Below are 14,931 nucleotides of genomic sequence, written 5' to 3'. Positions count from 1 at the left end.
ATAGAGGATGTTCAAAAAGTCCGGTGAATTGGCGTTGGTGCGCTCAATTTTCCCTTCATTTTGAACACGCACTTATCGTTAAATTCCGAATGGATTTAACGGCTTGCCTCCAACATAGGAGATGACACTTTTTGTTTCTGTATATAAGTCAAGTGTTTCAATACAAAGCTCTCTTCCGAATCCAGATTGCTTATATCCACCAAATGGCGTTCCAGGGAATGCCGAGAATGGTGAGTTGACCATAACTGTTCCTGCCTTTAACTTAGCTGCAACACGGTTTGCACGCGCATGATCCGTCGTCCAGATTGCTGCTGCTAGACCGAACACAGTATCGTTCGCAAGCTTCAATACTTCTTTCTCATCGCTATACTTCATGACAACGACAACTGGTCCGAAGATTTCTTCTTGCGCAATTTTCATGTCGTTCGTTACATCAGCGATAACTGTCGGTAGGTACCAGTGACCATTCTCGTAGCCTTCAACTTTTGCACGTCCGCCTCCAGCTAGAACTTTCGCTCCTTGCTTTTCAGCTTCTTTTACATATCCGTCAATCACTTCAACTTGGCTCTCACTAATGATTGAACCGATATGAGTACCTTGGTCCATTGGGTTACCTAGAACTAATTTCTTTGTTTTCGCTACGAACTTCTCCATGAACTCGTCATACATGCTTTCGTGAACGAACAAGCGTGAGCGTGCTTCACAAGATTGACCTGTGTTGTAGAAAATTCCGAATAGAGATCCGTCTACTGCTGCATCCATATTTGCATCTTCAAATACGATGTTAGGTGACTTTCCTCCAAGCTCAAGTGTTACACGTTTCAAAGTTTCAGATGCTTTTGCCATGATATCTTTACCCGTTCCTGTTTCACCAGTAAATGCAACCTTATCGACATCAGGATGTTCGACTAGGTGATTACCAACTGTTGATCCAGGTCCTGTTACGATGTTTACGACACCTTCAGGAACGCCTGCTTCATGACAAATTTCTGTTAAAATAATTGCCGTAAGTGGCGTCAAGCTTGCTGGCTTCAAAACGATTGAGTTACCTGCTGCAATTGCAGGTGCTACTTTCCAAGAAGCCATCATCAATGGATAGTTCCATGGAATGATTTGCGCACAAACACCTAGCGGTTCTTTCGTTTCTGTGTTTGTGAAAGGCCCAGGCATGTTGTTCACATGTCCGCGGTGTCCAACGATTGCTCCAGCATAAAATTCGAAGTTTTCAACCGCTTGCATCACTTGCCCTTGAGCAGCTGACAATGATTTACCACTATTCAGTACTTCAAGCTCTACTAGTTCATTGAAACGGCTTCTCATGATTGATGCAATTTTGTTCATTACGCGTGCACGTTTTCCAACAGGATACTTTGGCCATTTTCCTTTTTCGAAAGCGTTGCGTGCTGCTTCCACCGCTTTGTCAACATCTTCAGTACCAGCTTTTGCAACCTTTGCAAGTACTTCACCTGTTGCAGGATTATACGTTGTAAAAGTGTCGCCTGATACGCTGTCTACCTGTTGTCCGTTGATCATCATTTTGTAAGCTTCACGTTTCATTTCAGTCGTTGATTGTTGCTGTTCCTTAGTTGTACTCATTGTTCAGTCACTCCTTCAAGTAAAATTAGTTAGGATAAGAATTCTGCGAAATTCACTCCCTTTCAGCACTTGCACAGGATGTGCTGGCTTCGACGTTCACCACAGGACGTGGTGGTAATTAGTCGAAGATCCATTAAAAACCTGGCTCACTGATCCCGCTGGAGTGTCGTGAATTTACGCTAAATCAATTTTGCTATAGTTAATGTTTTGTACAAATAGTCTTGTTTAAGAAGTTACTTCCCTTTGAATTCGGGCTTTCGTTTTTCGATGAATGCTTTTACGCCTTCTGCATGGTCTTCTGTCATGCCTGCTGTTCTTTGTGCGTATGCTTCATTCTCAAGCATTTCACTCAAGTCGGCATCCCAGCTCTTACGCAAGTAGCGTTTAATCAATCCGATTGCTTTCGTTGGTTTGTTTGCTAGATTTTCTGCAAATGCAGAAACCTCTTCGTCCCAGCTATCTAATGGAATTACTTTGTTCGCCAGTCCAAGGTCTTTCGCTTCTTCAGCTGAAACCTTGTCCCCCATGACTGCGAGTTCAAGTGCCTTCGCATGACCTACTAATCTAGGTAAATAGAACAAGTTCCCTGAATCTGGTACAAGTCCTACATTAATGAATGCCTCTATGAAGCTTGCTTTTTCCGACATTAACCGAAAATCACAAGCGAGCGCGAGACTCATTCCTGCTCCAGCTGCAACTCCATTTACCGCTGCAACGACCGGTTTCTCAAAGCTTGCTAGCTTTTCAACCATCGGGTTATATCTTTTTCGTAAAATTTCCGCGTGATCCGTATCCTCTTTGACCCCCGCCAAATCTTCTCCAGAACAAAACGCCTTACCATTCCCCGTTATTACAAGACAGCGGACATCTTGGTCTCTTTCTGCCTCTTTTAATGCTTTTGTGATTTCAAAGTTCATCTGTTCGGTGAATGCATTAAATTTATCCGGGCGGTTCAGTCGAAGCCAAGCAACATTGTTTTCTGTACTGTATTCGATTGTTTCAAACATCTAAACCGCTCCTTACTTTCCTTTAAATTGTGGGTTACGTTTTTCCACGAAAGCGCGCATGCCTTCCTTCTGATCCTCTGAAGAGAACAGCATGTAGAAATTCTTTCGTTCAAATTGCATCGCGTCATATATAGAATGATCGACCGACTTATTGACAGCCTCTTTTATCATGCGAACCGATAGTGGTGCTTGATTCGCAATTTTCCGTGCCAATTTCATCGCTTCTTCAAATACAAGCTCTGGTGCAACTGTTCGGTTGACGACGCCATTTTCCTTAGCGAATTCTGCAGTCATGTAATCACCAGTCCACAGCCATTCGAGTGCTTTTGCTCGACCCATCAATTTTGTCAGTCGGACCGTTCCACCTGCTCCAGGCATGACGCCAAGATTGATTTCTGGAAAGCCGAACTGTGCATTTTCAGCGGCAACCATCAAATCACAGCTTAACGCTAATTCGAATGCGCCACCAAGACAGTATCCATTAACAGCTGCAATGATTGGCTTCTTCACCCAAGCTAGTCGGTCCCATTCGGTAAACTGATTCAGCAATTCAAGTGAAATTGAATCGTCTTCTGCCATTTCGGCGATATCAGCACCAGCTGCAAACACTTTAGAGTTGCCCGTTACAATCATTGCTGCAACATCGTCATCTCGATCCCAAGCTTCCATCGTTTCAAGTATTTCTGAAACCATTTGGCGGTTAAGCGCATTCAAAACTTTTGGACGGTTCAGTTGAATAACACCGACATGATCCTCAACCCACGTTTTAATAGTCGTTGTGTTACTCACCTTCGACTTCCTCACCGATCATTAGTGTTACTAAATCACCTGCAAATCCCATGAGGTCCTTTCCAGAAGCCTTTGCTTCATCTGTCTTCATCGCTGCTTTTAGTGCATCGTGATCGTCATAGTACATTTCACATAGAAGGTGGTAGTCACTTGCTCCCATTGGTGAGCCGACAATCTTTGTCACTTCCATTTTTCGTAGTCCGGGTATCTCAGCTGTGATTGGAGAATGCGTATTGAAGTAATGCTCGTCGAATTCCTCTTTGTTTTCTGGATTCTTATAAAGTGCGATCAATTTTACCATTATATAAACACCCTTTCTCTTATTCGTCGCCTATATTTGCGACTGGCTTCATAGCCTCAAATGGATTTTTGCAGCTTCTGCAATAGAGAATACAGCGACATGCTGTAGGCCCAAACAAGTTTTCCATTGTCGTGTAAAGCGACCCACAGTATGGACAAGGTATTTCCCACGGTTCTCCTGGTGTATGGTTTGCCGGAGGAGGCGATATTCCGAATTCCTTCAATTGCTCTTTCCCCTGATCTGTAATACGGTCAGTCGTCCATATCGGTTTAGATGGAAAAATCACTTCCACCTCTTCTACTCCGTCGACCTCAATGACAGCGTTAACAATATCTCGCTGAATAATGTCTAGTGCAGGGCAACCTGTAAATGTAGGTAAAACGGAGACGGTTGCAGCAGATCCCGACATTTCAACATGCTCAATCATGCCAAGGTCGATGATACTGACAGAATCAATTTCAGGGTCTGTAACATGTTGGAGCACTTGATAAACTGAATCTACCAATTGTTTCGATTCGATTCCGGTCATCGTTATTCCTCCTCTCAAACTCATAATCTTATAAATCGGGTCAAATGTCGTCGTTTTCTACCAACCCGCAGCTGGGTTTGTCTCGTACACCTCAGAAAGTGTTTTCAATGCTTGCGTCAAGTCTTCTGTATGTTCACCTTGGCGACCGTTTCCTTTTGTCATGCCTAGTTCACCTGGAAGTTCAGCTCCAATTTGTTCGAATGTCTTTTTCATATGATCTAGCCATTTCTCACGCATGCTCGCTTCACTTGCAACGTAACCTTTTTCAACCATTTCATCTGCGAATGGCCCTAGAGATATGATACCGTCCATTTCATTCCAGCAATGCTCAACAGCTTCTCCCATACGACGCTTAGCCTCATCACTACTCATCATCAATTGCTTGAACCATGTTTCCCAGTGCATTAAGTGATATTGGAGTTCGATGCTGATTTTTTTCGCTGCATCACTGAGAGGTTCATAGTTTGATTTTCTTAAAGATTCTAAGCGAACCTTTTTATGGATCGAATAAAAATAGTTACGAACGACCGCGAATGCCCAATCATAATTAGGCTGCTCCAAGTATGTCCCTTCACCGTTCTTCTCTTCAAGAAGAACTGCGTTTCTGAATTTGTCTGGTGAGCGAAGGTGCGATAGTTCGTCTGCGTCGCCTTCTCCTAATTCTTCGAGAATTTGGTAATACTTCGCTGCATGACCCATCATGTCTTGATTAATGGATGAATAAGCAACATCTTCTTCAATGTGAGGGGCTAATCCGAGCCACTCAGAACCGCGATACGCGAGGATAAAGTCGTCGTCAGCAAGTGTATAGAGAAGCTCGACTAGTGCTTTGTCTTTTGCCATTACTTGTCTCCTCCCTTGCTGCTACTAAGCAAATTTTGTTCTGTAAATTGCTCTTGTTGGTATTTACGCCACTTTTTCTTTAAGTAACCGTAACCTTTAGTTTCACGATAATCTTTGTTTTCCAACCGCTTTAGCATTTCCTTTTCTTCTTGTGTCATCGCACGGACATCGTCACGCTTAACGACCCAAATATCTGCTACCGTCTCACGGCGGAAGAAGTTTTCTCTAGCCATGATGAGTGCCATTTCTTCATTTGGTGCCAACAGACTGAATTGATGCTGTAGTGGGCTTTTGTCTGTTTTCTTGCTAAAAATCTCATAGACGCTGTAGAAACCGTCTTTCTCTTTCTCACTCAATGGAATCCCTCCTCCTCTGACTAGATTACCTTCGCTGTTGGGTTCAATGCTTCACGTACCCAGCGATTGTTTTCGTAAGATGTTTGACGAAGCGCAAGTCTTTCTTTTGACTGAGGTCCGTTTCCAGTAACAATTTCCTTGAATTCGTTCCAATCAGGATCTTGGTAAACCCATAGGCCTTGCTCTTCATCGAAATGAATGGTTTCATCTGGAATCGTCAATCCTAGAGACCAAATTCTAGGTACATATTTCGTAAAGAATTCTTGACGGAGTTCTTCGTTCGTCTTTTCACGTATTTTATAACGCATATTCTTGTCGACGTGAGAAGTAGATGCGTTTTCCTTACTCTTAGGTCCGAAGAACATGAGCAGTGCTGTCCACCAGCGGTTTAACGAATCTTGTAAAAGCTCTCGTTGTTCAGGTGTGCCTTCTGCAAGTGCCATGATGATACTTTCGCCGTGCTGTGCGTGGAAGACCTCTTCAGCACAGATCCGCTTTAACGCTCTTGCGTAAGGGCCATATGATGAGTTCAGCATCATACTTTGTGAGATGATTGCTGCTCCGTCAACGAGCCATGCGATAATTCCAGCGTCTCCCCATGTAGGCGCTTTCATATGAAACACATTGTGGAACTTCAGTTTCCCTGAAAACAAATTCTGCATGATATCTTCTCGGTTCATGCCTAGCGGTTCCATTAAGTCTTCAGCCACACGTAGGAGTAACTGTCCATGACCCATTTCATCTTGAACCTTTGCCATAATCGCTAGTTTGCGGTGTAAAGTTGGTGCCTTCGGTACCCATTCCTTTTCTGGAAGCGCTCCCATAATTTCGCTGATCCCGTGCATTGAAATCAAACGAATTAACGATTGACGATAATCATCTGGCATCCAATCATTTGGTTCAATCTTCTCACCCGCATCAATTCGGGCTAGAAAGTGCTCGTATTTTTCTTCTTCTGTCAACTGATCGAACGAGGTTTCGATAGTCATCTATTATCACCTTCCGAATGTTACGTTTATTTAACGTCATTATAGATTATCGTTATAATAATTTCAATCATTTTTGCAAAAGTGTTACTTCTGAAGCACTTCTTCTTTTCTAAGGTCGACTACACGAACTGCTTTTCCTTCTGAGCGTGGAACGGAATTCGGTTCTTTTATGTCAATTTCAATGGAAACGAGACAGTTAGACTTGATCGTTTGTTGGATCTTAGCTTTCAGCTCATCGAGGCTTACATGATTCATGTCTTTCAGACAGTGATTGTATGTGGCGTCGCTCACTTCGACTTGTAATACTACCTGATCCATTGTTCCATTCTTCTTAAGTTGTATTTGATAGTGAGGCACGATTTCTTCTAATTGTAATAAGCAGTTCTCAATTTCAGATGGGAACACGTTCACCCCACGAATAATGAGCATGTCATCTATACGGCCCTTCACTCTCGTCATCCGGACAGAAGTTCTTCCGCATGTACACGTTTCTCGGTTTATTGCCGCGATATCTCCCGTTCGGTATCGAATAATCGGGAATGCTTCTTTCGTCAAGCTTGTGAATACAAGTTCCCCATACTCACCATCTGCTACTGGTTGGAGTGTGTCGGGATCGATTACTTCAACATAGAAATGATCGTCTGCAATATGTAGTCCGTCTTGTGCTTCATGACATTCAATTGAAACGCCTGGTCCGATGATCTCGCTCAGCCCATATATATCCACAGCTTTAATGTCGAGCTTTTCCTCTAAAGTTTGTCGCATTTCCTCAGACCATGGTTCTGCACCGAAAATACCGTACTTCAAGCTTGTTTTTCTTGGGTCCTTCCCCATTTTCTCCATCGTTTCAGCAATATTTAAAATGTAGGAAGGCGTTCCACAAATGACTTGTGGTTTGAAGTCTTCGATGAGAAGAATTTGCCTTGATGTATTGCCTCCGGAGACGGGTACTGTTGCCATACCAAGCTGCTCTGATCCATAGTGCAACCCTAGCCCACCTGTAAAAAGACCATATCCGTAAGCATTGTGAAGGACGTTACCTGGAATACCTCCGGCTGCTGCAATCGATCTCGCCACAACCTCACTGAATAGGTTAATGTCATTTTTCGTATAACCGACGACGGTTGGTTTACCACTCGTGCCAGAAGATGCATGTAATCGAACAACTTCCTTCTGATCTACCGCAAATAACCCGAACGGATAATGATCACGTAAGTCTTGTTTTACAGTGAAGGGCAACTTTCTCAAGTCCTCAATTTTTCTGATTTTATCGGGTGTAATGTTTGAATCTTCAAACTTCTTTTTGTAAAAAGGAACCCTCTCATAAACCGTTTCTGCTGTCTTCTTTAAACGTTCTAACTGTAACTGCTCTTTTTGACTGATTTCCATCGTTTCCATTTCGACATTGTATATCAAACCATCGCCTCCCTTATATAACGAAAAAAAATCGAACTCACACAAAACTGATATACAAAAAGCTTATAAGGAAAGCGCTTTCTTGTCAATTATTGAAGTGTCAGACACCTTACCTATATCATATTCAAATTTTTATCAACAAAGTTGAGAATTTCAGTGTCCCCTCTGCTCCTTGGTGGGGCATTTTCTTTATAGTATGAAAGTACTGAATTTCCTAAGTACACCTGACAGTTCTCTAATCCAGGAACCGTTTACTAGCACCATTCATTATTTGAACTAAAAAAATCTCCCTGCAATGAGGGAGTATTAGTAGTAAGGATATGGGTACGGATATCCGTAATATGGATACGGTCGATAGTATGGGATGAGTGACAACGCTGCTATTCCTGCTAAGGGTAGCAACAGTCCTCCAAATCTTCGGTATCGTGGTTGTCGTTCGTTTGGCTCTCCTATCCGACTATATGACTCAGGTTCCATCATTTCGGGTACAAGTAATTCAACCTGATCTTTCTTGACATCCATTACAATTGCATCAAATTGCTCCCCATCTTTTGTCTCTATTAGCACGTGGTACATTTTATAGGATTTACACATATCATACATTTCTTTCTCTTTGGAAGACGAACCATGCCTCACGTCTTTTGGTGGTCTTTTGTTATCTGACAACATCATCCACTCCTTTCTTTCACAATAACCATGATATTCACCTAGTGGATGGATGTGCCTCATTTATTTAAGTGCGTACAGTGCGTTTTTCATTTTTCTAGATAAAACCCAATTTTTCTAGATAATCATGCATTTGTATGGTTCCGAGGTTGTTGAAAGGTCAACTTACAAAAAAAAACGACCACTATTCAGTGGTCGTTTCTTTAGAATTTAATGTAAGAGATCTAAGAATTGTTCGCGTGTTATTTTTCCTAGGTAGTGTCCGATCTCTAAATCACCAATGGCTTTGGAGATTTCTTCTCGGTCGTAACGTACGCCAACAAGTCTCTTTTCTACGTCTTCCACATCCCCGACACCAAAGAAATCGCCATAAATTTTACAGTGCTGGATGATGTTCTTCTCAACATCCAGTCGTACATCCAATTGGCCAGCGCCTTCAAATCGGTGCGAATGCTTCACGTTGAATTTAGGTGATTTTCCGTAATTCCAATCCCAGTTTTGGTACCGTTCTTCAGAAATTTTATGAATAGCTTTCCAATCCTCATCTGTCAGTGAGTAATGTGGAATTTCCTCTTGTTCTTCAAATAAATACTTCAACAATGTTCCTCTGAAATCTTCAGCTGTCATATCTTCGTCTAAGTGTTCACGAATATTCGTTACTCGACTTCTAATGGACTTAATGCCTTTAGACTTTATTTTATCCATATTCACATTAAGCGCGGAGACGACGTTTTCAATTTCAGAATCAAACATGAGCGTACCATGACTGAACATTCTACCTTTCGTTGAAAACTGAGCATTACCTGAAATTTTCTTTCCGTTAACAAGGATATCGTTCCGTCCACTTAATTCTGCTGGCACACCAAGTTTGTGTAGAGCCTTGATTACCGGATCCGTGAATTTCTTGAAGTCATGAAAGCTGTTTCCATCATCCTTCGTTATAAAGCTGAAGTTGAGATTACCTAGATCATGGTAGACCGCACCTCCACCTGAAAGTCTGCGGACAACATGTAGTCCATGTTCTCTCACATAATCTGAATTAATCTCTTCAACCGTATTCTGGTTCTTCCCTATGATTATGGAAGGTTCGTTAATATAGAAAAGCAAGTACGTATCATTTATATCTAGATGCTTAAGTGCATACTCCTCAATTGCTAAATTAATTCTTGGATCTGTTATATGATCATTATCAATAAATAGTAACATTCGTATCCTCCTTTATAATTTACTCACCAGACCAGACAAACCCACTTGTTGCTAAGGTAACTGGTCCATCAAATTGTTCTTTAGCTTCATCAACAAGTTGTTGCAAGTCACCGAAATGAGGTAAATGAGTCAAAACAAGATGGCCGACACTGGACTCCTTCGCCAGGATCCCCGCCTCTTCACTTGTTGTGTGACCGATACTTGCACCATCCATTCCTTTATACAAGTTAGATTCCATGAGTAATAAATCTGCGCCATGGAAAAAATCAATAAATTCCTCTTGGAAGCTTGTATCTGCCGAATATACGACCGTTTGATCTTTCCCCTCTATCCGCATCGCATAGCATGGCACAGGATGCCTCGTCTGTAAAAATGAAATTTTAAAAGGACCAACGGTAATAGGAACGGCAGGATTGTACTCTTCACCTATTGTAAAACCTTTATACGATAATTTCTTGAATTCAGTCTCATTGAACCGGTGCGCATAGATGGGTAGTTCTGGCATAGTTGAACCCGTATGCGACTTCACGAGTCTTGCAAACTGTAACGGACCAATATCTGCAATGTGATCATGATGATAATGAGACAAAATGACTGCATCCAAATCCTCGACCTCTATGTATGATTGTAGCTGTGAAAGCACACCACTTCCACAATCCACTAATAGGTTAAAACCATCTTCTTGAATTAAATACCCAGATGTCGCTTCTAATTTCTTAGGGAAACCACCCCAGCAGCCTACAACGGTCACTTTCACGCAAATCACCCTTCTCATTTTATTCCTATTGTATAGGACATCAGTCTTTAGTTCTACTTAAAGGTTTATAAACTTTTCACTTTGGCGCGATTTCGACGTTGGGGAAAAGTTTACGCATTCAGTATAAGCGTAACTAAGATTCAACCTTCGCAAGCTTGGTTTCATCAAGTTTTTTATAGTATACCGCTGTTTCTTATTTGAACTCGTTTATGATATCCGATATTGTGGTACATAATAATTATGTTTGCTTGAAAGGAGCTTGAATAATTCATGAAAGTACTTATTGCAGGAGCAAATGGCGGCACAGGTCGCAATATAATACAAATTTTGAGTGAAAGTGGTCAACATGAACCTGTTGCTATGATCAGGGATATCACTCAATCAGCAGAGCTAGAACAACTCGGTACGAAAGAAACTGTGCTCGCTGATCTTGAAGGTGAGCTTGATCATGCAGTGGAAGGTTGTGACGCGGTCATCTTCGCTGCAGGTTCTGGGTCTAAAACAGGACCAGAGAAAACTGTTAGTGTTGATGAACAAGGCGCAATCAATCTTATTAAAAGCGCGGAAAAGCATGGCGTTAAACGATTTATTATGCTCAGTACTGTTGGGGCAGATAATCCTGAATATGGTTCAGGTGATATGAAGCATTATTTCGAGTCAAAGGGTAAAGCAGATAAGGCGTTACGCGAAAGTACGTTGGACTACACGATCGTACGCCCAGGTGCATTATCTAATGATGCAGGTAACGGACGTATTCAACTTGCTGAAAAACTCGGTGATTATAATGGAAGCATTCCACGTGAAGATGTAGCGAAAGTGATGTCGGAATGTTTGAATTACAAAAATACATCTCGTAAAACATTTGAAATCCTATCCGGTGATCAAGACATCACAACGGCACTGAAGTCAGTATAAATTCCAAATAAGAAAGCGGCCCATTTGGGGCCGCTTTTATTTATTCATCTTTCCTATATTTCTTTTCACTTGATGAATCATCCTTCGTTTTATCCTTTTGCTTCTCTTCCCTTACTTCCTGCTTTTGATCTTCAACAGGTATCGGATCAACCGTTTCGTCCTCATGAAGTGTATGATCTGGCTCTTCCCTTTTCTTCTTATCTTTCTTATCAGTTGCCATTGATAATACCTCCTTTTCAAAAGGTATTTCCCCTCTGACTTAATATAAAACATAGACGTATCTGGACCTTAATTTTTAATTCCAACTAGTGGAGTAATTTCTTCTTCGTGTAATATCCAGAGTTGGTGAAGGGCTCTCGTACATCCGACATACATAAGCTTAGCGTCTCGATCATTATGCTGGTAGTTGTGACGATCAGCGTCAATCATTATAACCGCATCGAATTCAAGACCTTTCGTCAAATAAACTGGAATGATCGAAATGCCGCCTTTGTATTCAGATTGGTCTGCTGTAATTAGCTTCCATTCATCTTCACCTAGAGCAACCAAACTGTGATAAAGTTTCTCACAATCCTTCGCCGTTCTTCCGACTAGTGCGATACTATCAATCTCAGTATCTTTCATCTGCTTTACAATTGAAGTGACTTTTTCAATCCGTTCATCGGGACCCAATTGAATTTCTTTTACGGGTTCTCCACTTCGGAACACCGGTTTGGCTAGCCCGCCCGTATGTTTCATATTTTCTAAAATTCGATTTGCATATTCAATGATTTCATATGTGGACCGGTAGCTTCTTTTCAACTCTACGTACTGACTATTCTTTCCTTCAAATACATCGATGAATTCTTGCCAGCGATCAATCCCTTTATAAGAGTGGATTCCTTGTGATATATCCCCTAATATCGTAAAGGAATCTTCCATCGTATTGGACTTTAACACTTCAATATGGAAGGGCGAAAAGTCCTGTGCTTCATCTATTACGACGTGCTGATAAGTAAACTGTTTATCCTTTCCTACCAGTTTTTGATGTATCCACAGCATTGCTGGTAAATCTTCAGCAGTAACCTCTTTCTTATTCAAGCGTTTCCTCGTTTCTTCAATTATTTCTTCTGGGAGATCGTGTTGCACAGGTTGGGCAAATGCTTGAACATGTGATTTCTTAAATAATTCTTTGTAGAAAGAGAAAGCGTCATAATCTGGCCAAGCTTTCATAAATGCTCTTAGCTTATTGTCAGCTGTCTTCTTTCGTTCTTTTCTCTCATGAGGCAATTGATTTTCAACTTGCTCCTTGATCCAAGCTTTCAATCTCTTTTGTATTTTAGTTCGACGTATTTTCGTTGGAAAGTGACGTTGTTCCTCATTCCACTGCTCTATTCGCTTCCGGTCTATTTTACAACCATCCCATAAAACAAAGTCTTCAGCTGGAATGAGGTTCTGTTCATATAAGGAAAAGGCTTCATCAATCATGGACTTGAACGTTAAAGCCCCTTTGATCTTACCTGCATTCGTACGGTTCTTAAATTGTAAGTGAGTTGAAAAATACTCGCTTAAATCAGCTGTATCATCTCTCACTCGAAACTTCCTACCAAAAATTTCATGTGCCCATTCAGGAAAGGTTGTTTGTTGAATGCCTCCTACACCAAGCTCAGGTAAAACGTTTGATATATAATCTAAAAACATTCTGTTCGGGGCGAAAATCACCATTTGATTTGCACTCATATAATCTCTGTAATGATAAAGAAGAAAAGCTAGCCGGTGCAATGCGACAGTCGTTTTCCCAGAGCCAGCAACCCCTTGAATGATGAGTGGCTTATTCTTCTCCGCTCGTATGATATGATTTTGCTCTGCTTGAATCGTAGAAACGATATCTCTTAAGCGATTATCTTTCTTATCCCCAAGTCGGTAAAGTAAAAACTCATCTGTTCCACCTGATTCATCACTACCTTTTACATAGGAGTCAACGACCCGTTGTAACTTTGCCTTCCGAATGACGACATTCCGTTTCAGATGAATGTCTCCTTCCACTAAGCCCTCAGGTGAATCATAATGGATGTCCTCCTCACCACCGTTAAACGAATAAAAAAGACTTGCTACAGGAGCACGCCAGTCAATTACCATTAATTCATTTGATGCGTCCTTCGATACACCGACCTTTCCGATGTAGAGCTCATCAGGCCCCTTCTTCCCGTCTTCTTGAAAATCGAGTCGTCCGAAATAAGGTTCAGACTCAGCAATCTGTAAATTCTTCTTCATTTGTTCGCGACGATCATCTATCGCTTGCTCAGTAATGTCATCACCGAAGTATCGTGGGATTTTACCTAACCGATCTAACTGATCGCTTATTTCTGCAGCAATTTTATTGAGTTGCTGCTTCTCTACTTCAAAGGCACTTTGATTCTCTTTACTCAAGATCAGTTACCCCCTCTTATTTATTTATCTGAAAAAACAGACAGAGTAAAGATTCTACCAAAGAATGGGAAGAATCACAATACTCAAAATAGGAAATATGCTGGTAAACAATATGTGTGACTAAAAAAAGAGGCGTACCTTTTCAGGTAAGCCCCTTTCGTCAAACATTCATAATGAAGTAAATACCCACGTTTACGAGGTAATTGAACCTTTATTTCTTAGTGTCTGAGACATTTTCATTTGTCACTAACTTTAATTGAACAGGGATTGTCCGCTTTACTTTTTTACCTTGTAATACATCTCCCCCAGCTCGGACGGCAAGCTTTCCAATCTTTTCGGGCTGCTGGGCAATTGTTGCCGTTAAATCGCCTGCTTGAATACTGTTGATCGCATCTTCATTTCCATCAAAGCCAATTACGAGAATATCTTTTCCTGAGCTTCGAATCGCCTGATAAGCACCAATTGCCATTTCATCGTTATGCGCAAAGACTGCTTCTACATCAGGATTGCCTTGAAGAATGTTCTCCATCGTGTTCAGCCCTTCTGTTCTGTCAAAATTGGCTGTTTGCTTTGCGACTATCTCTAATTTCTCATCCGCAATATTGTGAAAACCTTTTCCTCGCTCACGAGTAGCGGACGCTCCAGGAACGCCTTCTAACTCAGCAACCTTCGCTCCTTCACCAAGTTGTTCTAACACATATTGAGCTGCCATCTCCCCACCTTTTTCGTTATCTGAGCTGACGAGCGTTGCGACGTCACCTTTTTCAGCAGAACGATCTAGTGTGACTACAGGAATACCGAGGCTATTCGCCGATTGAACAGCAGTTGAAATAGCTGTTGAGTCCGTTGGATTGATTAGAAGAACATCTACTTGTTGTTGAATCAGATCCTCAATGTCATTTATTTGCTTGGCAGCGTCGTTTTGTGCATCCACTACGATAACTTCCATACCTTGGGCTTTTGCTTCTTCTTGTACACCTTTTTGAATGGAGACGAAGAAAGGATTATTTAATGTTGAGACAGACAATCCTACTTTAATGTCTTCTAGATCTGTTTCTTTATTCGATTTCGCCCATTCAGGTGGTTGAAGTGAGCATGCGCTAAGTAGTAGAAGTGACGTACTAAGAATGAATAATAGTGTTTTCTTCATTA

At 41.5% G+C, this 14,931-nt stretch carries 16 protein-coding genes; 1 reads left to right on the top strand and 15 read right to left on the bottom strand.

The window, feature by feature from the left end; translation table 11 throughout:
* Window positions 1-78 precede the first annotated feature (78 nt).
* The 12 genes from L2716_RS00730 to L2716_RS00675 all read right to left on the bottom strand — a co-directional run bounded on the left by L2716_RS00730 (window position 79) and on the right by L2716_RS00675 (window position 10,455).
* On the bottom strand, window positions 79-1,596 hold the full coding sequence (locus L2716_RS00730; protein WP_236330562.1) for an aldehyde dehydrogenase family protein: 1,518 nt from the start codon (window positions 1,594-1,596) through the stop codon (window positions 79-81).
* Window positions 1,597-1,829: 233 nt separating this feature from the next.
* Window positions 1,830-2,603 carry an enoyl-CoA hydratase-related protein gene (locus L2716_RS00725; protein WP_236330559.1) on the bottom strand — a complete coding sequence of 258 codons (774 nt, stop codon included), beginning with the start codon at window positions 2,601-2,603 and terminating at the stop codon, window positions 1,830-1,832.
* A 12-nt stretch (window positions 2,604-2,615) separates the two neighbouring features.
* The gene (locus L2716_RS00720) at window positions 2,616-3,392 is read right to left on the bottom strand and encodes an enoyl-CoA hydratase/isomerase family protein (RefSeq protein ID WP_236330556.1); all 777 of its coding nucleotides are present in this window, start codon (window positions 3,390-3,392) and stop codon (window positions 2,616-2,618) included.
* Window positions 3,385-3,693, bottom strand: a complete 309-nt coding sequence (locus L2716_RS00715) for an EthD family reductase (RefSeq protein WP_236330553.1) — start codon at window positions 3,691-3,693, stop codon at window positions 3,385-3,387. Before L2716_RS00715 ends, L2716_RS00720 begins: the two co-directional genes overlap by 8 nt.
* A 19-nt stretch (window positions 3,694-3,712) precedes the next feature.
* On the bottom strand, window positions 3,713-4,222 hold the full coding sequence (gene paaD / locus L2716_RS00710; protein WP_236330550.1) for a 1,2-phenylacetyl-CoA epoxidase subunit PaaD: 510 nt from the start codon (window positions 4,220-4,222) through the stop codon (window positions 3,713-3,715).
* Window positions 4,223-4,279: 57 nt separating this feature from the next.
* Window positions 4,280-5,065 (bottom strand): 1,2-phenylacetyl-CoA epoxidase subunit PaaC, encoded by a 786-nt coding sequence (gene paaC, locus L2716_RS00705; RefSeq protein ID WP_236330546.1) that lies wholly within the window; start codon window positions 5,063-5,065, stop codon window positions 4,280-4,282.
* Window positions 5,065-5,421, bottom strand: a complete 357-nt coding sequence (paaB, locus tag L2716_RS00700; RefSeq protein WP_236330544.1) for a 1,2-phenylacetyl-CoA epoxidase subunit PaaB — start codon at window positions 5,419-5,421, stop codon at window positions 5,065-5,067. Before paaB ends, paaC begins: the two co-directional genes overlap by 1 nt.
* A gap of 20 nt (window positions 5,422-5,441) precedes the next feature.
* Window positions 5,442-6,410, bottom strand: a complete 969-nt coding sequence (gene paaA, locus L2716_RS00695) for a 1,2-phenylacetyl-CoA epoxidase subunit PaaA (RefSeq protein WP_236330540.1) — start codon at window positions 6,408-6,410, stop codon at window positions 5,442-5,444.
* An 84-nt stretch (window positions 6,411-6,494) separates the two neighbouring features.
* The gene (gene paaK, locus L2716_RS00690; protein WP_408005315.1) at window positions 6,495-7,808 is read right to left on the bottom strand and encodes a phenylacetate--CoA ligase PaaK; all 1,314 of its coding nucleotides are present in this window, start codon (window positions 7,806-7,808) and stop codon (window positions 6,495-6,497) included.
* Window positions 7,809-8,132: 324 nt separating this feature from the next.
* Window positions 8,133-8,492 (bottom strand): hypothetical protein, encoded by a 360-nt coding sequence (locus L2716_RS00685; RefSeq protein ID WP_236330534.1) that lies wholly within the window; start codon window positions 8,490-8,492, stop codon window positions 8,133-8,135.
* Window positions 8,493-8,702: 210 nt separating this feature from the next.
* Entirely contained in the window at window positions 8,703-9,698 is a 996-nt protein-coding gene (lplA, locus tag L2716_RS00680; protein ID WP_236330532.1) for a lipoate--protein ligase, read from the bottom strand.
* A 19-nt stretch (window positions 9,699-9,717) separates the two neighbouring features.
* Window positions 9,718-10,455 carry an MBL fold metallo-hydrolase gene (locus L2716_RS00675; RefSeq protein ID WP_236330529.1) on the bottom strand — a complete coding sequence of 246 codons (738 nt, stop codon included), beginning with the start codon at window positions 10,453-10,455 and terminating at the stop codon, window positions 9,718-9,720.
* A gap of 270 nt (window positions 10,456-10,725) precedes the next feature.
* Here L2716_RS00675 and L2716_RS00670 point away from each other — a divergent pair, with 270 nt between their 5' ends.
* Window positions 10,726-11,370, top strand: coding sequence for an SDR family oxidoreductase (locus L2716_RS00670; protein ID WP_236330525.1), 645 nt, complete (start codon window positions 10,726-10,728; stop codon window positions 11,368-11,370).
* Between the two features lie 40 nt (window positions 11,371-11,410).
* Here L2716_RS00670 and L2716_RS00665 read toward each other — a convergent pair whose 3' ends face one another.
* From L2716_RS00665 to rbsB, 3 genes are all read right to left on the bottom strand, one after another.
* Entirely contained in the window at window positions 11,411-11,590 is a 180-nt protein-coding gene (locus L2716_RS00665) for a hypothetical protein (protein ID WP_236330523.1), read from the bottom strand.
* Between the two features lie 68 nt (window positions 11,591-11,658).
* On the bottom strand, window positions 11,659-13,779 hold the full coding sequence (locus L2716_RS00660; protein WP_268963913.1) for a HelD family protein: 2,121 nt from the start codon (window positions 13,777-13,779) through the stop codon (window positions 11,659-11,661).
* 211 nt (window positions 13,780-13,990) lie between these two features.
* Entirely contained in the window at window positions 13,991-14,929 is a 939-nt protein-coding gene (rbsB, locus tag L2716_RS00655; protein ID WP_236330520.1) for a ribose ABC transporter substrate-binding protein RbsB, read from the bottom strand.
* Window positions 14,930-14,931: the final 2 nt, after the last annotated feature.

This window comes from Pseudalkalibacillus berkeleyi, assembly GCF_021608225.1.
GTDB classification, from domain to species: Bacteria; Bacillota; Bacilli; order Bacillales; family Fictibacillaceae; genus Pseudalkalibacillus; species Pseudalkalibacillus berkeleyi.
Note: the sequence above shows the minus strand (reverse complement) of the source record. Positions and strands in the feature narration are given on the sequence as shown.